Origin of the sequence: Lentzea sp. CA-135723, from assembly GCF_050936595.1 — a bacterium.
Classification (GTDB): domain Bacteria; phylum Actinomycetota; class Actinomycetes; order Mycobacteriales; family Pseudonocardiaceae; genus Lentzea.
Genome location: NZ_JBNJMK010000001.1, coordinates 7,235,765 through 7,252,406 on the forward strand (window position 1 = coordinate 7,235,765; position 16,642 = coordinate 7,252,406).

The 16,642-nt window shown below is 68.6% G+C and carries 13 protein-coding genes and 2 tRNA genes; 8 read left to right on the plus strand and 7 right to left on the minus strand.

What is annotated here, in order from left to right:
- Positions 1-10: 10 nt before the first annotated feature.
- Positions 11-670, plus strand: a complete 660-nt coding sequence (locus ACQEU1_RS33940; RefSeq protein ID WP_433210483.1) for a LuxR C-terminal-related transcriptional regulator — start codon at positions 11-13, stop codon at positions 668-670.
- Here ACQEU1_RS33940 and ACQEU1_RS33945 read toward each other — a convergent pair.
- On the minus strand, positions 660-1,916 hold the full coding sequence (locus ACQEU1_RS33945; protein WP_433210485.1) for an FAD-dependent oxidoreductase: 1,257 nt from the start codon (positions 1,914-1,916) through the stop codon (positions 660-662). The two genes, ACQEU1_RS33940 and ACQEU1_RS33945, sit on opposite strands and share 11 nt — an antisense overlap.
- Positions 1,917-2,295: 379 nt before the next feature.
- On the opposite strand from ACQEU1_RS33945, the gene ACQEU1_RS33950 reads away from it, so the two are divergent.
- The 3 genes from ACQEU1_RS33950 to ACQEU1_RS33960 all read left to right on the plus strand — a co-directional run bounded on the left by ACQEU1_RS33950 (position 2,296) and on the right by ACQEU1_RS33960 (position 3,476).
- A complete protein-coding gene (locus tag ACQEU1_RS33950) occupies positions 2,296-3,033 on the plus strand; it encodes an HAD family hydrolase (RefSeq protein ID WP_433210487.1) in 738 nt (245 codons plus the stop codon).
- A 151-nt stretch (positions 3,034-3,184) separates the two neighbouring features.
- Positions 3,185-3,256 (plus strand) — tRNA-Gln (locus ACQEU1_RS33955).
- A 147-nt stretch (positions 3,257-3,403) separates the two neighbouring features.
- A tRNA-Glu gene (locus ACQEU1_RS33960) sits at positions 3,404-3,476 on the plus strand.
- Between the two features lie 718 nt (positions 3,477-4,194).
- Here the strand turns inward: ACQEU1_RS33960 and ACQEU1_RS33965 are convergent.
- Positions 4,195-4,896, minus strand: coding sequence for an IclR family transcriptional regulator (locus tag ACQEU1_RS33965; RefSeq protein WP_166043375.1), 702 nt, complete (start codon positions 4,894-4,896; stop codon positions 4,195-4,197).
- 73 nt (positions 4,897-4,969) lie between these two features.
- On the opposite strand from ACQEU1_RS33965, the gene leuC reads away from it, so the two are divergent.
- The 3 genes from leuC to ACQEU1_RS33980 all read left to right on the plus strand — a co-directional run bounded on the left by leuC (position 4,970) and on the right by ACQEU1_RS33980 (position 7,832).
- Positions 4,970-6,376, plus strand: a complete 1,407-nt coding sequence (gene leuC, locus ACQEU1_RS33970) for a 3-isopropylmalate dehydratase large subunit (protein ID WP_433210490.1) — start codon at positions 4,970-4,972, stop codon at positions 6,374-6,376.
- 2 nt (positions 6,377-6,378) lie between these two features.
- Complete coding sequence (leuD, locus tag ACQEU1_RS33975) at positions 6,379-6,981, plus strand: 3-isopropylmalate dehydratase small subunit (RefSeq protein WP_433210492.1); 603 nt, start codon at positions 6,379-6,381, stop codon at positions 6,979-6,981.
- Between the two features lie 188 nt (positions 6,982-7,169).
- Entirely contained in the window at positions 7,170-7,832 is a 663-nt protein-coding gene (locus ACQEU1_RS33980) for an HU family DNA-binding protein (RefSeq protein ID WP_433210494.1), read from the plus strand.
- A 506-nt stretch (positions 7,833-8,338) separates the two neighbouring features.
- Here the strand turns inward: ACQEU1_RS33980 and ACQEU1_RS33985 are convergent.
- Entirely contained in the window at positions 8,339-9,256 is a 918-nt protein-coding gene (locus ACQEU1_RS33985) for an NUDIX hydrolase (protein WP_433211942.1), read from the minus strand.
- Entirely contained in the window at positions 9,256-11,550 is a 2,295-nt protein-coding gene (locus ACQEU1_RS33990; RefSeq protein ID WP_433210496.1) for an RNA degradosome polyphosphate kinase, read from the minus strand. Before ACQEU1_RS33990 ends, ACQEU1_RS33985 begins: the two co-directional genes overlap by 1 nt.
- 479 nt (positions 11,551-12,029) lie before the next feature.
- Between ACQEU1_RS33990 and ACQEU1_RS33995 the strand changes: the two genes are divergently transcribed.
- Positions 12,030-13,562: a hypothetical protein gene (locus ACQEU1_RS33995; RefSeq protein WP_433210498.1), complete on the plus strand. Its 1,533-nt coding sequence runs from the start codon at positions 12,030-12,032 to the stop codon at positions 13,560-13,562.
- Here ACQEU1_RS33995 and ACQEU1_RS34000 read toward each other — a convergent pair.
- The 3 genes from ACQEU1_RS34000 to cofC all read right to left on the minus strand — a co-directional run bounded on the left by ACQEU1_RS34000 (position 13,484) and on the right by cofC (position 16,454).
- The gene (locus tag ACQEU1_RS34000) at positions 13,484-14,650 is read right to left on the minus strand and encodes an acyltransferase family protein (protein WP_433210500.1); all 1,167 of its coding nucleotides are present in this window, start codon (positions 14,648-14,650) and stop codon (positions 13,484-13,486) included. The genes ACQEU1_RS33995 and ACQEU1_RS34000 overlap by 79 nt on opposite strands.
- 151 nt (positions 14,651-14,801) lie before the next feature.
- Positions 14,802-15,776, minus strand: a complete 975-nt coding sequence (locus ACQEU1_RS34005; protein ID WP_433210502.1) for a hypothetical protein — start codon at positions 15,774-15,776, stop codon at positions 14,802-14,804.
- Positions 15,777-15,830: 54 nt separating this feature from the next.
- A complete protein-coding gene (gene cofC / locus ACQEU1_RS34010) occupies positions 15,831-16,454 on the minus strand; it encodes a 2-phospho-L-lactate guanylyltransferase (RefSeq protein WP_433210504.1) in 624 nt (207 codons plus the stop codon).
- Between the last annotated feature and the right edge of the window lie 188 nt (positions 16,455-16,642).

Here is a 16,642-nt window from a genome sequence, read left to right on the forward strand (position 1 = left end):
TCCCGGTGTCATGACGGACCTGGCGTCCACCCGTGTGCTGCTGGTCGACGGTTCGCAGCTCATCACCGAAGGGCTGCGGCTTTCGCTGCACCGCACGCACTGCTTCCGCGTTGTGGGCATCGCCCACACCGTGGCCGAGGCTGCTCGCAGCCTGCGCGGCACACTGGTGGACCTGGTCGTCACGGACTTCGACGTCCCGGGCGCCGGACCGCTGCGCACCGTGCGCGACACGGCGCAGTTCCGGCCGAGCGCCCGCGTCGTCGTGCTGTCCAATGCGGACAGTCCGAGCTGGGCCCGCGCGGCCCTGGACGCCGGCGCGGTCGCCTACCTGCTGAAAACCTCACCGGTGGCCGAGCTGCTGCCGCTGATCGCGGCCGCGGTGCGGGGTGCTCCCGCCGCGATCGACGCGCGGGTCGGCTCGCTCGCGCGCCTGCCGTCGCGGATGCCCCCGCCCGCCTCGCTCGGCCAGCTGTCGGCACGCGAGTTCGACGTGCTGGCCGAGATGGCGAAGGGCATGGACAACGCGCGCATCGCCCAGCGGCTCTTCATCAGCAACGACACCGTGAAGACCCACGTGAAGGCGATCCTGCGCAAGCTGGGCGCCCGTGACCGCGCCCACGCCGTGGCGATGGTGCTCGGCGAGTCCTCCGAGGCGTTCGTCACGACCTGACGATGGTCTGCGGTGCCCTGCGCGCGAAGTCCGGCGCGTGCTCGGGACGCGGGCCGATCGCCACCACGTAGGCGGGAATCGCCTGCAGCCGCGGGAAGCGCTGAGCGAGCCTCAGCGGCGCCGGCAGCCTGTCCGACGAGATCGTCGCGTCGCCGTCCACCACGCGCTTGAGGAAGGCGCCCTGGATGACCCGCTGCACGGTCTGGATCACCACGGTCGGGAACCACCTGCGGCGACGCACCTTCGCGAGCTTGGCGCCGCTGACGGTGCCGTCCCGCAACGGCTTCGCGAGCAGCGTGGCGGCCGCGACGGCGTCCTGCACGGCCAGGTTGATGCCCACGCCGCCGATCGGCGACATCGCGTGCGCCGCGTCACCGATGCACAGCAGTCCGTCGACGTGCCACTGCTTGAGCCGGTCCAGCTTCACGTCCAGCAGCTTCGCGTCGTCGACGCTCTTGATGTGGTCGACCCGGTCGGCCAGCCACGGCACGAGCGTGGTCACGCGCTCACGGAACTTCTCCACGCCTTCCGCGCGCAGCTGCTGATCCGTTCCCTTGCGGATCAGGAAAGCGCACTGGAAGTAGTCGCCGCGTGGAATAAGAACCAGCGCGCTACCGGCGCTGAACCGGCCGGCGCCACCCCTGACCTGGTCACTTTCCTTGCGCGGCAACCGGAACCACCACACGTCCATCGGCGCGCCGAAGCGGTACACCGGCAGCTCCACGGCGTCGCGCAGGATCGAGCTCCGCCCGTCCGCCGCGACGACGAGGTCCGCGGCGATCTCGCCCTCGTGCCCGTCGGCGCGGTCCCGGTACTTCACGCCCGTGACCCTGTTGCCGCTCCTGGTGATCGCGGTGACCTCGGTGTTCATCCGCAGCGAGAACGACGGCTCCAGCCTGCCCGCGTCCGCCAGCAGGTCGAGGAAGTCCCACTGCGGCACCATCGCGATGTGCTTGTGAGGGCCGGGAATCCGGCTCAGGTCGGCGATCGGGATGCGGCTGCCGTCCTCCATCAGCGACTCGATCTTGTCCACCAGCTGGTGCGGCACCTGCGCGAACGCCGGGCCGAGCCCCAGTTCGTCCAGCAGCGTGAGCGTCGACGCGTGCACCGTGTCGCCGCGGAAGTCGCGCAGGAAGTCGCCGTGCTTCTCCAGCACCGTGACCTCGACGCCACCCCTGGCGAGCAGCAACCCCAGCACCATCCCGGCAGGTCCGCCACCCACTACGAGACAGGTCGTCCTCTCCATGATGATCCCCTCTTTTCAACTCGTGTTGAATAAACTCAGCATGCTCGTGATCGCCAGGCGCGTCAAGCGGAGTTCGGAGTGGCGTGGCTCTCGTTTGGGACGGTCCAATGTGGACGGTCTGGTGTCCCAGGCCCCGAATGGGTTGCGGCTGATGTCAAATGTCGTTGTGCCAGCTAGAGTGTCGCGCTCGCGGAACCGCCGGCCGGGACGAAGATCGTTGTGTCGCCGAACAACACTCGACCGGGCGATTGCTTTCGGCGCTCGGAGGAGTCCCACTAGGTCGTTCGGGCCCTATAGGTCCGCTTGATCGTGCAAGGACCTATAGGAATCACCTCGTTAGCCGAATCGGACGAGGCCCCCTCGCACCTAACCTTCCGGGGTGACAACTGCGTCCCCGACTTTCACGCGTAAGAGAACCGGCGAGATCCGCGCTGTGTGCCTGGACGTCGACGACACACTTGTCGACTACAGCACTTCTTCGCGAGCCGCGTTGGCATCGATGGTCGGTAACGCCGACGCCTGGGCGTTGTGGCAGCGGATCACCGACGACCACGTCTCCCGCCAGCTCGCCGGGGACCTCCAGTACGAGGACATGCGCAACATCCGCACGCAGGCCTTCTTCGCGGCCCTGGGCGAGGACCTGACGCTGGAAGAGGCGACGCGGCGCGAGATCGGCCGCCAGGAGGTGCTCTCCGCGGGCTGGTGCCTGTTCCCGGACGTCATCCCGATGCTCGACTGGCTGCGCGCCACCGGCCTGCCGATCGCCGCGATCAGCAACGCCTCCGGCCGCCACCAGCGCGTGAAGATCGCCCAGCTCGGCCTCTCGGAGTACTTCGACGCGGTGCTCATCGCCGGCGAGGTCGGATGCGCCAAGCCGGACCGCGTGATCTTCCACACCGCGTGCCTCGCCCTGGGCGTGCCGCCCGGCGACACCGTCCACGTGGGAGACCGCCTGCACGCCGACGCGATCGGCGCGCGCGACGCCGGAATGCACGGCGTGTGGCTCAACCGCACGGGCCCGACCGGCGGCACCCTGCCCGCGGGCCTGTCGTCCATCACGAACCTCGCCGAACTGCCGGAGCTCGTCGTCTGCGAGCTGTCCGCCGCCAACGCCTGAGGTTCACCCCCGAGACCGGCCCTCACCTGCGCGTATGCGTGTTGGTGGGGGCCGATTTCACTTCTGGTGGGGGCGTGGTCTAGTATTTCTCTCGGCAGCAACGAGGACCTCGGAACTCCTGTGGGACAACGAAGGCGATCGTGAAAGCCAATGGGGTATGGTGTAATTGGCAGCACGACTGATTCTGGTTCAGTTAGTCTAGGTTCGAGTCCTGGTACCCCAGCTGCAACGGAAGAACTGCCCTCGGGTAAGCTACCGGAGCTGCTGAAAAGCAAAGCAGTAGGCAAGAAACGCTTCAAACAGAACTAAATAGCCGGATTTGGACCGGACAGAGAGATCTGATAAGGTTCACTCCAGCAAGAAGTTCTAGGGCCCCGTCGTCTAGCGGCCTAGGACGCCGCCCTCTCAAGGCGGTAGCGAGGGTTCGAATCCCTTCGGGGCTACAGAGGTGGGAGAGGCCTGTCAGCGGAAAGCGCTGACAGGCCTCTTTCGCTTTGTCCTCTGGGGGCCAAGCCCCCAGACCCCCGGCCGGCGGGCTCCGCCCCCGGACCCCCGCTCGTGTGTTGACCGATTCGCTCGGTTCTGGCTTCGCCTCGCTCGCCCCGGTGTGTGGCTTCGCTTCGCTCGCCGAAAGCGACGTGGGTCACAAGAATGTGGCGGCGCATTCCTCGGGGTATTTCTGGGCTGGACGCTTCGCTTCGCTCGCGGGGTGTCGGGGGCTTTCTCGCTTGGCTTGGTTCGCCTTCTAGTTCGCGCTCGGCTCCGGCTGCCGCTCATCCTTCGTCTTCTGACCTTGCGGCGTGCCGCCTCTCCATTCCCGCCGCCGGGTCTGCCGTCTGCGCTGCAGTTCTCCCGTTGTCGCGCCGTCTCGCAGCGTGCCGCTTCCTGCTGCCCAGCTCGCCCCGTGCGCCATCACTCCCAGCCCTTGCCCTGCCGTCCTACGGCCGTGGCGCCTCCGCCTCGCCGCTCCTCTCTCTGTCCCGATCCCTGGGCGGCTCGCCTTCCTGCTCGGTGCGGGTTTGTTGGGGTTGGGCCGTTTGGGGTCGTGCGTGTTGAGACGTTGTGGTCCGCGTGTCGGGGGTGTTGGTGCGGCGTGTCGGGGGTTAGACGGCAAAGGCCGCCTTCCCGGGGTGGGGAGGCGGCCTTTGTGGCGTTGGTGCTTTAGAGGCGGCTTTGCAGGGCTTCGGCTGCTGCCAGTAGGTCTGCTGCCCAGCGGGCGCCTGGGCGGCGGCCCATGCGGTCGATGGGGCCGCTCACTGAGACGGCGGCCACCACGGCGCCTGAGGAGTCCCTCACCGGGGCTGAGACCGAGGCCACGCCCGGTTCTCGTTCTGCCACCGACTGGGCCCAGCCTCGGCGGCGGACTTCCAGGAGGGTGCGTTCGCCGTAGACGGCGTCGGCCAGCACGGCTCGCTGGGTTCCCGGGTCTGCCCATGCGGCCAGGACTTTGGCTCCTGAGCCCGCGGTCATCGGGAGCCTCGCGCCGATGGGGACCGTGTCCCGCAGGCCCGACGGGGGTTCTGCCGAGGAGACGCAGACGCGCTGCATTCCGTCCCGGCGGTAGAGCTGCACGCTCTCGCCGGTGATGTCGCGCAGGCGCGGCAGCACTGAGGAAGCGGCGTCCAGCAACGGGTCCGTTGCGCCGCCTGCCAGTTCTGCGAGCGCCGCGCCGGGGCGCCAGCGGCCGTCGGAGCCTCGGCGCAGCAGCCGGTGCACCTCGAGGCCTACGGCCAGGCGGTGTGCGGTTGCCCGGGGGAGGCCGGTGCGGTTGCACAACTCGGCCAGGCCACAAGGATCTTTTGCTACGGCGTTCAACACGGCCACTGCCTTGTCCAGCACGCCGATCCCGCTATGCTGTCCCACAAGCCGATACTAACTTCCCAGACAGTGAGAAGTCCAGATCTGTCGGCACGTCCATCATGTGGGAGATGTCGCGATGAGCCGCACGCTCGCGGAGAAGGTGTGGGAGGCACACGTTGTGCGCCACGGAAGTGGTGCGGAGCCGGACCTGCTTTACATCGACCTCCATCTGCTCCACGAAGTCACCAGCCCCCAGGCGTTCGACGGGCTGCGCCTCGCCAGCCGGAAGCTGCGCAGGCCCGATCTCACGATCGCCACCGAGGATCACAACGTCCCCACCGTCGACATCGACAAGCCGATCGCGGACCTGGTGTCGCGCACGCAGGTCGAGACGCTCCGGCGCAACTGCGCGGAGTTCGGCGTGCGGCTGCACCCGATGGGCGACTTCGAGCAGGGCATCGTGCACGTCGTCGGACCGCAGCTCGGCCTCACGCAGCCGGGCATGACGGTGGTGTGCGGCGACAGTCACACGAGCACGCACGGAGCGTTCGGTGCGCTGGCGTTCGGCATCGGCACGTCCGAGGTGGAACACGTGATGGCGACGCAGACGTTGCCGTTGCGTCCGTTCAAGACGATGGCCATCAACGTCACCGGCTCGCTCGGTGAGGGCGTCACGGCGAAGGACATCATCCTCGCCGTCATCGCGAAGATCGGCACCGGCGGCGGCCAGGGCTACGTCCTGGAGTACCGCGGCGAGGCCATCGAGGCGCTGTCGATGGAAGCGCGCATGACGGTCTGCAACATGTCGATCGAGGCGGGCGCGCGCGCCGGCATGATCGCACCGGACGACACGACTTTCGACTACATCAAGGGCCGCGACCACGCACCGTCCGGCGCGGACTGGGACCAGGCCGTCGAGTACTGGCGGACGCTGCGCACCGACGACGACGCGACGTTCGACGCCGAGGTGACCATCGACGCGAACGACCTCACGCCGTTCGTCACGTGGGGCACCAACCCCGGCCAGGGTCTGCCGCTCGGCGCGAGCATCCCCGACCCCGAGAAGATCGCGGACGAGAACGAGCGCGTGGCCGCCGAGAAGGCGCTGACGTACATGGGCCTGGAGCCCGGCACGCCGCTGCGCGACATCCGCGTGGACACGGTGTTCCTCGGCTCCTGCACGAACGGGCGCATCGAGGACCTGCGCGCCGCCGCGGACGTCATCAAGGGGAAGCACGTCGCTTCAGGAGTACGGATGCTGGTCGTCCCCGGTTCGATGCGGGTGCGCAAGCAGGCGGAGGACGAGGGCCTGGACAAGGTGTTCCTCGACGCGGGCGCCGAGTGGCGGCAGGCCGGCTGCTCGATGTGCCTTGGCATGAACCCGGATCAGCTCGCGCCCGGCGAACGCAGCGCGTCGACCTCCAACCGCAACTTCGAGGGCAGGCAGGGCAAGGGCGGCCGGACGCATCTCGTTTCGCCGCTCGTCGCCGCCGCCACGGCCGTGCGCGGCACCCTGTCGGCCCCCGCAGACCTGGAGAACTGACCATGGAAGCCTTCACCACCCACACCGGTGTCGGTGTGCCGCTGCGCAGGTCCAACGTGGACACCGACCAGATCATCCCGGCCGTCTACCTCAAGCGCGTGACCCGCAGCGGGTTCGAGGACGGGCTCTTCGCCGCCTGGCGCGGTGACGAGCACTTCATCCTCAACCAGGAGCCGTTCAAGGCGGGCAGCGTCCTCGTCGCGGGCCCCGACTTCGGCACCGGGTCCTCTCGGGAACACGCCGTCTGGGCGTTGATGGACTACGGCTTCCGGGTCGTCGTCTCGTCCCGGTTCGCGGACATCTTCCGGGGCAACTCGGGCAAGCAGGGGCTCGTGGCGGCGCAGTGCAGCCAGTCCGATGTCGAGCTGCTGTGGAAGTTGCTGGAGTCAGAACCCGGCACGCCGGTCACCGTCGACCTCCGCGACAAGACCGTTCGCGCCAAGGACTTGGTAGCCCCCTTCGACATCGACGACTACACCCGCTGGCGCCTTCTGGAGGGCCTCGACGACATCGCTTTGACGCTGCGCCACGAGGCCGAGATCAGCGATTTCGAGGGCAATCGCCAGACTTGGCTGCCCACAACGGATCCGCTTCCGGCGGTCTGAGAGGGGGCCGGATTCTCCCCTTGAGAGGGGCGAATCCGGCGCCTCCTGTCCCTCGAAGGGGCGCAATTAGCCACGCCACAACGAAAATTTTGGCGTGGCGATTGGTATTTCTCGCGTTTTGGGCCTACCGTTGCGTTCTAGTCGGCCCAGACGCTTATGGGCCGTGAGCGTCCTGGGAGGGACTGAAGGTGAACAAGGCCCAGCTCATCGAGGCGCTCGCCGAGCGCCTGGGAGACAAGAAGACCGCCGGTGCTGCTGTTGACGGGCTCGTCGATGTGATCGTGCGCTCCGTCAACAAGGGCGAGAAGGTCAACATCACGGGCTTCGGCGTCTTCGAGAAGCGTGCCCGTGCGGCTCGCACGGCGCGCAACCCGCGCACCGGTGAGACCGTGAAGGTCAAGAAGACCAACGTGCCCGCGTTCCGCCCCGGCTCGACGTTCAAGGACGTCATCAGCGGTGCGAAGAAGCTGCCGAAGGCCGTTGCCACCAAGGCCGCCGCGAAGCCCGCCGCCGCTGCCGCCGCGAAGCCCGCGGCCACCAAGGCTCCGGCGACCAAGCCCGCGACGACCCGCGCGACGACCACGACGCGCACGCGTACGGCCGCGGCCGCCACCAAGGCGCCCGCGACCCGTCGCACCACCACGGCCGCCGCGGCGAAGCCCGCTGCTGCCAAGGCGCCCGCGAAGGCGACCGCCACCAAGGCCGCCGCCGCGAAGCCGGCTGCCGCTGCGAAGGCCCCTGCGGCCCGCAAGACCGCCGCCGCCAAGACCACGGCTGCGGCGAAGCCCGCTGCGAAGGCTCCGGCCGCGAAGGCCCCGGCTGCTCGCAAGACGGCTGCCAAGAAGAAGTGAGACGGGCCTCCTGAGGGAGGCTGCGTCACTTCAGCAACTACGCGGAAGGCCCCGGTGTGCGCACACCGGGGCCTTCCGCGTGTCCGGGGTAGGGCTGGGGGCCTTGCCAGGCACGAAAGCGTGCCGGGGACGTTCCGGAAGGTGCTTGGCCAGGCGGGAAAGGCGTGCCGCGATCCATGGAATGGCCGCCACGGCCGGGGCGTTGCCGACCCGAGTCGGCGGGAACCGAGAAGCCGTCCGATGCGTGAATGTCAGTGCATATGACGATCCCCGCAAGCCGGGAGAAGCATCCGGATCCGGCTCCCGGCGTAGCCTTCGAATTGCCCGGCACCCACCGCGAACCCCACCGCTCGATAGGCGGGATCGAACTCCCGTACCCGCCAATAGAAATAACGCACGCACGCCTGCGAACACCCCCGCCAGAAGCGAAACCGCCGCCTTCCCGGCCGAGTTGGTTGCCAGAGGCGAACTTTCGGCGGTGCGGGGAAGGCGGCGGAATCGGTGCCTCAGGGGCGGGGCAGCGGGGAGGCCAGGTAATGGGCCGACACCAGCGTTGGCCAGCGCGAAGGTGAGTCCGAAGTGGACCACGAGCCGAACGGCCTGGTGAAGGCGAGCACCCAGGTGCTGCCCTTCTTGCAGGGGATCTCGTCGAGGCGCAGGCCGCCCAGTTCGGCGAGCGACTGCACGACGGACGGGATCACGCCTCCCTGCGACGAGACGACCGCGCGGCCCTCCTGGGAGGCCACCTCCAGCAGGCGCACCAGGCCGGCGTCCGGGTCGGGCCAGTAGCCCTCCTCGGACAGCCGGTGCTCCTCGACCATCTCCACAGCCAGGTCCGACGCGACGGCCGCGACCGTGTCCACGCAACGGACCCTGGGGGCCGTGTGGACGCGGGTCGGTGCCCACAGGGGCAACAACGTGCGGAGAGCCGCCGCCTGGCGCCGGCCTGCGTCCGAGAGCGGGCGGAGGTCATCGTCGTCGTGCCACTCGGAACGCTTGCCCGCCTTCGCGTGGCGGACCAGCAGCACGACGAGGAGGTCGGCGGGCAGGCGGGAGAACTCCTCCAGCACCTCGCGGTCCGGCCCGTACGTCAGCAGGGCCGACGCCTCGGCGACCGGCAGCCAGCGCAACGAGTCCACCTCGTCGTTGACCTCGAACGAACCCGAGACCGCGAGCGCCGAGTAGTAGTCCACGGTCTTCGGCACACCGCGCACCGAGTACGACACCTGACGAAGATGACGGCCGAGCACGGAGGAGAAACCGGTCTCCTCGAGAACCTCCCGCACCGCGCAGGCGGGGATGGTCTCTCCGTGGTCCAGTTTTCCCTTCGGCAACGACCAGTCGTCATAACGCTGGCGGTGCACCACCGCGACTTCGACGTCACCGTCGGCATCGCGCCAGAGCACCGCCCCAGCAGCTTTGATCACCCAAGAGCTCCGTGCTTGTGGAGAAGTTCCATCTGGTGGTCCCGCACGGACGTGCCGTCCGAAGGCGAGGCCTCCCATTCTCCGTCAGCACGCAGCACCCAGCAGCGCGTGTGCCGGTCGAGGGCCGAGTCGAACATGTCACCGAGCTGCTTGGTGAGGCGCGGGTCGGCCACGCGCAACGCGACCTCGACGCGGCGGTCCAGGTTGCGGTGCATCATGTCCGCGCTGCCGATCCAGTACTCGTCGCAGGCGACGAAGTGGAAGACGCGCGAGTGCTCCAGGAACCGGCCGAGGATCGAGCGCACCCGGATGTTCTCGGACAGGCCCTTGATGCCCGGCTTCAGGCCGCAGATGCCGCGCACGACCACGTCCACGGGCACACCGGCCTGCGACGCCCGGTACAGCGCGTCGATGACCTGCTCGTCCACCAGCGAGTTCACCTTGATGCGCACACCGGACGGCTTGCCGGCCTGCGCGTGCTCGATCTCGGCGTTGATCCGGTCCACGATGCCCTTGCGGACGCCGTAAGGAGCCACGAGCAACGAGCGGTACTCGTCCTGGCGCGCGTAGCCGGTCAGCACGTTGAAGAGATCCGTGAGGTCCGCGCCGATCGTCGGCTCGGCGGTGAGGATGCCGACGTCCTCGTACAGCCGCGCGGTCTTCGGGTTGTAGTTGCCGGTGCCGATGTGGCAGTAGCGGCGGATCGTCGAGCCTTCCTGGCGCACCACCAGCGACGTCTTGCAGTGCGTCTTCAGGCCCACCAGACCGTAGACGACGTGCACGCCCGCCTTCTCCAGCGCCCGCGCCCACTTGATGTTCGCCTGCTCGTCGAACCGGGCCTTGAGCTCCACCAGCGCCACGACCTGCTTGCCCGCCTCGGCCGCGTCGATCAGCGCGTCCACGATGGGCGAGTCACCGGAGGTGCGGTACAGCGTCTGCTTGATGGCGAGCACGTGCGGGTCCGCCGCGGCCTGCTCGATGAAGCGCTGCACCGACGTGGAGAACGAGTCGTACGGGTGGTGCACGAGCACGTCACCCTCGCGCAGCGTCGCGAAGACGCTCTTCGGCGTCTCGCGCTCACCGAACGCCGGGTGCGTCGCCGGCACGAACGCCGGGTCCTTCAACGTCTTGCGGTCGATGCCGTAGAGCTGCCACAGGCACGACAAATCGAGCAGACCGGGCACGGTCACGACGTCGTGCGGGTCGACGTCCATCTCCCGCAACAACAGTTCGAGCATGTGCTCGGTCATGTCGTCGGCCACCTCGAGGCGGACCGGCGGACCGAACCGGCGCCGCGCGAGCTCGCGTTCGAGCGCCTGCAACAGGTCCTCGTCGCGGTCCTCCTCGACCTCGAGGTCCGCGTTGCGCGTCACCCGGAACGCGTGGCACTCGATGACCTCCATACCGGTGAACAGCTCGCCCAGGTGCGCGGCGATGAGTTCCTCCAACGGCAGGAAGGTCGCCGACGAAGAAGACCGGTCCGCCTCCACGCGCACGAGCCGCGGCACGTTGTCCGGCACCTTCACGCGGGCGAACCGCTCGCCGCCGCCCTCGGGGTCCCGCACGGTCACGGCGAGGTTCAGCGACAGCCCCGAGATGTACGGGAACGGGTGCGCCGGGTCGACCGCGAGCGGCGTCAGGACCGGGAACACCTGCTCGCTGAAGTAGTTGGAGAGCCTCAGCCGGTCGTAGTCCGTGAGGTCGCCCCACGTCACGATGCTGATCCGGTGCTCTTCCAGGCCCGGCCGGATGTGGTCGAGGAACGCGCGGGCGTGCTGCTCCACGAGTTCCTGCGAGCGCTTGGAGATCGCGACGAGCTGCTCGAGCGGCGTGAGCCCGTCCGCGCTGCGCACGGTGAGGCCGGTCTCCGCGCGGCGCTTCAGGCCCGCGACCCTGACCATGTAGAACTCGTCGAGGTTCGAGGCGAAGATCGCGAGGAACTTCGCGCGCTCCAGCAACGGCTGCGAGGAGTCCTCGGCGAGCGCGAGCACGCGGGCGTTGAAGTCCAACCAGGACAGTTCACGGTTGAAGTACCGGTCGTCCGGCAGGTCCGTGGGCTGGACGGGCGACGTCACCGCCGGGGGCGCCGACGGCACACCGCGCGTCGGCGCGGCGGCCTGCTGCGGTTCGGGTTCGGCCTTCGCCCGCGGGTTGGACGCTCGCCTGCTCGCCGCGCGAGGCTGCCGTTTCGGTGCCGCCGCACGCGGGGTGGCCGCTGCCTTGCTGCGCGTGGAGCGGCGTCGGGAGGGGGTCGCCTTGCCGTCGTTGTCGTCCGTGCTCACGTCACGCATTGTGTCGCACAATGGGCGTGAGCGCCCCTAACCAGGACGTCCGTCTGGTGAACTCCTCGTCACAGAACAGGCATCCGCAGGGCGGTGACCACCCCGTCAGGACTACGTTCGAGGGTCACCCGCTGGCCCGGACGCAGCATTCGCCAGCCACCCGCCGTGACTGCCTGTGCGCTCACGTCGACGAGAACGCCGTCATCTCGAAGGACGGTCGCGGAACCGTCGCTGTTAAAAGTGGACACAGTCGCCTGCACGGAGCAGAACCCTAGTGCTGTGCCCGCAATCCTCACCGGCCGCATCCGGCACCCAGCGGGGCACCTCGCGTCACCGACCCCCGCCCCCCATATGCCCGATATGAGGGGCGGGGGTCGGTAACGCGATGCACCCGTCTGGGTGTCGAATGCGGACGGCAAGGGTTAGCGGGCACAGCACTAGACGTTCGGGCCTACGCGCCCGATTCGAGCCGCTGCCAGGGTCGATGCATGAAGGTTATTGCCACGATCACCGCGGCGACCCTGTTGGCCTTCACCACGGCGGGCTTGGCTTCGGCGGCGGCGGCCGAACCCAAGACCCCGGTGGTGGACAAACCACGACTCCAGGCGGCGGCGAAGAACGTTCGCCTGAAAGCCTCACTTCCCGGTACCGAACGGGCCATCTCGATCGCGTTCGCCCAGTACGGCAAGCGCGACGTGGCGTTCGTGAGCATGGAGACCGGGCTCAAGACGTTCGACGTCAGCGACCTCGACAAGCCGAAGCTCCTCGACCACCTCACCAAGGAGGAGATGGCGCTGCCGGGCGACGACCCGACGAAGCGCTTCTGGGAGAACGAGGACATCAACGTCGATCCCAAGCGCAAGCTCGCGTTCCTGGCCCGCGAGGTCAACTCGTTCGGCCGCGCGCTGCCGGGTGAACGCCCGACCGGCAACTACATCGTGTCCGCTGTGGACCCTGCCGACCTCAAGATCCTCAGCTTTCACAGGCAGAACACCGGTCACACCAGTACCTGCGTCAACGACTGCTCGTTCCTCTGGACGGCGGGCCTCGACCGGTCGGACGCCAAGACCGGGCGGATCTTCGTGACGGACATCCGCGATCCGAAGACTCCAAAAGAACTTCCGGTCTCCGTCGACGTCCGCGGCAAGGCGGGCGAGGGGAAGATCACGCACGACGTGCAGGTCGACGCGCAGGGCATCGCGTGGGTGGCGGGCGACGACGGCACCCGCGGCTACTACACGCAGGGCTGGCACCGCGACCCGTTGAGCGGCAAGTACCGCGAGGCGAAGGCGTGGGATCCCGTCCCGTACGCGGGCGGCACCGTGCCCAAGGCGGACATGCCGACCTCGTTCACGCACAACTCGTTCCGCCCGATCGGCAGGACGTTGCTCGACGGACCGAAGCCCACCCGCGAGAACCCCGCGGGCAGCCTGCTCCTGCACACCGAGGAGGCGTTCGGCTCGCCGACCTGCAAGACCGAGGGCCGGTTCGTCATCTCCTCGCTGCAGGGCACGCACAACGGTGAGGGCTGGGGTGAGACTCCCGAGGAGATGAGGACGGTCGGCATCTGGAGCCCGGACGACCAGGAGGGCACGATCCCCGGCGACGTCACGTGCTCCGCGCACTACTTCGACGTGCAGAAGAGGATCGTGGCCTACTCCTGGTACAACCAGGGCACGAGGTTCCTCGACATCTCCAACCCCGCCAAGCCGATCCAGATCGGGTACTGGCGGCCGGACACCGCGACCTCGTGGGCGCCGTACTGGCACCGCGACACCGCGTTCGTGGCGGACATCTCCCGCGGCGTCGAGATCCTGCAGCTGGAGAAGGGCGCGTACGACGCCCAGGCGTCCGGCACGCCCGTGACGCTCACCGCGCACCACGCCAGGGAACTGATCCGGGAGAGCGACCGGGAACCCGTGCCGCTCGCCCCGAACCCGTTCTACGGCTGGGCCTGCCCGATGGTCGCGAACCGCGACGACTCGGACTGCGGCGCGGGAGCCTGCGGCGCACCCTGCTGAGCAACGCCAGCACGCACGGCTGCCTGAGCGCGCTGGCGGGTGATCACGCGCCGGCCGAGGTTGATCATCGGGATCTCCACGGTCGCGTGGAGAACGCTCGCCAGCGCCAAGCCGAATGCCGTGACCACGAAGGACTGACCGAGACCGGACAAAGCGGGCCAGAAGAACCACGCGATCGTCGCGGCGATCGTCTGCACCAGGTACAGCGAATACGAACGCTCACCGACGAACTGCATCGGCTTCGTCGCCAGGAATGTCGTCATCGGACCGGGCGTGACCATCGCGGTCAGCAGCACGGCCGTCGCGAGCGCGTACACCGGAATGACCAGCACGTGACCGGGAATTCCGCCGATCCCGTCCAGGAAACCGGACATCGGCTTCACGCCCAGGTGCACGGCGGCGAATCCGATCGAGACGATCACCTGCGCGACCGGGTTCGTGAGCGGCCGGAGCAGCGCGAATCCGCGCGGGCTGTGCAACGCGATCGCGAGCACCACGCCGGTCAGGATCGAGAAGTAGTGCAACGGCCAGCCGGGGTTGCTGTGCGCCGTCGTGAAGTTCACCAGCACGAGCGCGAGCAGCATGCCGAGGGCGGCCGCACCGGCGCGGCGGCGCAGCACGACGGTGCCGAGCGCGATCGCCACCAGGGGCCAGACCAGGTAGAACTTCTGCTCGATGCCCAGCGACCAGGACTGCCCGTACGGGCTGGCGCCGGCGAACTCGTTGGTGAAGGTGAGGAAGTACCGGAGCGCGGGGCCGGTCCCGTTGCTCGTGAACGTTCCGTACAGCAGGGACGCCACGACCGTCACGAGCAGGACCACGAAGTACACGGGGAGAATCCGGAACGCCCTGCGCAGGTAGAACTCGCTCAGCGAGATCCGGCCCGACCTGCGCTCCTCGCGCAGCATCAGCGTGGTGATCAGGAATCCGCTGAGGACGAAGAACATCTGGACACCGGCCCAGCCCTGGAGCCAGTCGGGTCCGCCGTAGTGGAAGAAGACGACCAGTACCGCGGCAATGGCGCGCAGGCCGTCAAGTGCGGGAAAGCGGCGCAACGCCAGGTAGTCGGCGTGCGTCAGTGAACTCATTCAGGAACACCTCAGGGTGGCGCGTCGGGGAAACGACGTCGGGGGCACGTCGTCTGGCACAGGGGGATACGGATGTAAAGGTGCCGGGGTTCCCCGTCGCGTTGCTCAAACCAACAATTTCGTGGGGTTCGTCACGACCCGGTCGCGCGAATCAGCACGCGGACAACGAGGACAAACGGTTCAGCGGCGTGGAAGCCGCCACGCGCCACCCCTGCCGCGTCAGCGCTCCGCCGTGGACTTCCAGCCAGTAGCCGCCTTCGCTGGTGTGCATGGTCGCGCCGCTGCGCACATCCGTGACGTACGACGACTCCGACACCCACGACACGAAGTCGCCGCTGACCCGCGGGAACACGATGCCTTCGGTCCGCGGCACCGACTTGATCCCCGCGAGCCGCCGTGCGTCCTGCCATCCGTCGCGCCACGCGTGCAGATCGTCGCCTTGCGTCCACACGACCGTGCGGGCGTCGGAAGCCACGCTGCCGGAGGGTGTCGCGTTCGCCAGTTGGCCGGGCAGCGCGCCCTCCGCTCGGAACTTGCCGTCCTGCAACCAAACGAGGCCGTCACCGAGGAACACGGGCGTGTGGCCGGGGCCGACGACCCTGTCCTTCTTCTTCGCGAGGTCGTAGAGGTGCACGCCCAGGCTGTCCGACCAGGCCGCCTTGCCGTTGTGCACCACGGCACCGCTGTCGCCGATCTTCACGGGCGCGCCGTCGTTCTTGGAGTCCCACGCATAGGTCGTCACGCCGAGGTTTTCCGGGTGCGGACTCATCGAGAACGTCACCCAGCGGCCGTCGAACTCGACGCCGAAGAGCTGCGCGTCGTCCTGCACCGCCATGACCTGCTGGCGTTTGTCGTTGTCGCGCAGCACGAGTTCGGTCGTCCTGTTGCGGGTGGTCTTCACCAACGTCGTGGTGGCGTCCTCGTTCGCGGCGACCACGACGACCTTCTCGTGCGAGCCGGCCTCTGTCGCGTTGCGCGCCAGCGCGTCCTTCCAGCTCTGGGGCAGGTCCTTCTGGCACGTGCTGAGCTTGCTCTCGGCCGTGTAGTCGGACGGACGGTCGATCGGATAGGCGGCGACACAGCCCGCCAGGGCCGTGACAGCCGCCAGCGCGATGAGCGCTCGCATCAGTCTCCCAAGTCGTGGTCACCCCAGATGACCCGGAAGACGCGCGGCGACGGCTCAGGTTGTCCAGGCGGGCAAGGCGTTCGCGGTGTGCGGGCCGAGCCCGAGGCCGAGCGCGAGCCGAAGATCCTCTTCGGTGTCCACGTCGCAGCGCAGCGACGGCCACGGCCCGAGCAACGGCAGCGCGCCGGAGAGTGCGTGCAGCCCGGCCGATCCGACCCCGAACCGCGGGTCGAGATCACCGCCGGGCGCTGCGAGGAGCAACGTCGTGCCGGTGCCCTGACGGTCCGGTACGAACGCGCGCCGGCCTTGGGCGGCGGCCAGCGCAGCACCCAGCTCGTCCGGCCTGAGCGCGGGCAGGTCGGCCTGGAGCGCGCCGATGCGGGACGAACCGAGCGTGCGCGCGCCGTGCCGCAGCGCCTCGTTGAGTCCGGGCTCGGCGGGCTCGGGCACCGACTCGACGCCGAGGGCGGCCATTTCGGACGCCACCGCCGGGTCGGATGTGATCGTGACCACTCGGCGGACGCCCGGCGTGCGCATGGCCGCGCTCACCGTGTCGAGAGCGAGCGCGAGCGCCAGCGCCGCGTGGGACACCGGATCTCCGCCGGTCGCGCTGGTCAGCCTGGTCTTGGCCCGGTCCAGCGTCTTCACCGGGACCAGGAGGTCGACTTCGTCTCGCACCTCGCCATAGTCCACGATTTGCCGACTAGCCCGTCGACCACTAACCCTCGCCGCTCGATTTCGCCGGTCAGACGGGTGCATGGCAGCGCCGACCCCCGCCCCCCCATATCGGGCATATGGGGGGCGGGGGTCGGTGCTGCCAGGTGCCCTGCTGGACGCCGGAAGCGAGCGGTGAGGATTGTGGTCGA

What these genes read in the sequence shown, in the direction of transcription:
- ACQEU1_RS33940 (WP_433210483.1), top strand. Translation starts at nt 11, where the DNA reads ATGACGGACCTGGCGTCCACCCGTGTGCTGCTGGTCGACGGTTCGCAG.
- leuD (WP_433210492.1), top strand. Translation starts at nt 6,379, where the DNA reads ATGGAAGCCTTCACCACCCACACCGGTGTCGGTGTGCCGCTGCGCAGG.
- ACQEU1_RS33945 (WP_433210485.1), bottom strand. Translation starts at nt 1,916, where the DNA reads ATGGAGAGGACGACCTGTCTCGTAGTGGGTGGCGGACCTGCCGGGATG.
- leuC (WP_433210490.1), top strand. Translation starts at nt 4,970, where the DNA reads ATGAGCCGCACGCTCGCGGAGAAGGTGTGGGAGGCACACGTTGTGCGC.
- ACQEU1_RS33990 (WP_433210496.1), bottom strand. Translation starts at nt 11,550, where the DNA reads ATGCGTGACGTGAGCACGGACGACAACGACGGCAAGGCGACCCCCTCC.
- ACQEU1_RS34000 (WP_433210500.1), bottom strand. Translation starts at nt 14,650, where the DNA reads ATGAGTTCACTGACGCACGCCGACTACCTGGCGTTGCGCCGCTTTCCC.
- ACQEU1_RS34005 (WP_433210502.1), bottom strand. Translation starts at nt 15,776, where the DNA reads ATGCGAGCGCTCATCGCGCTGGCGGCTGTCACGGCCCTGGCGGGCTGT.
- ACQEU1_RS33995 (WP_433210498.1), top strand. Translation starts at nt 12,030, where the DNA reads ATGAAGGTTATTGCCACGATCACCGCGGCGACCCTGTTGGCCTTCACC.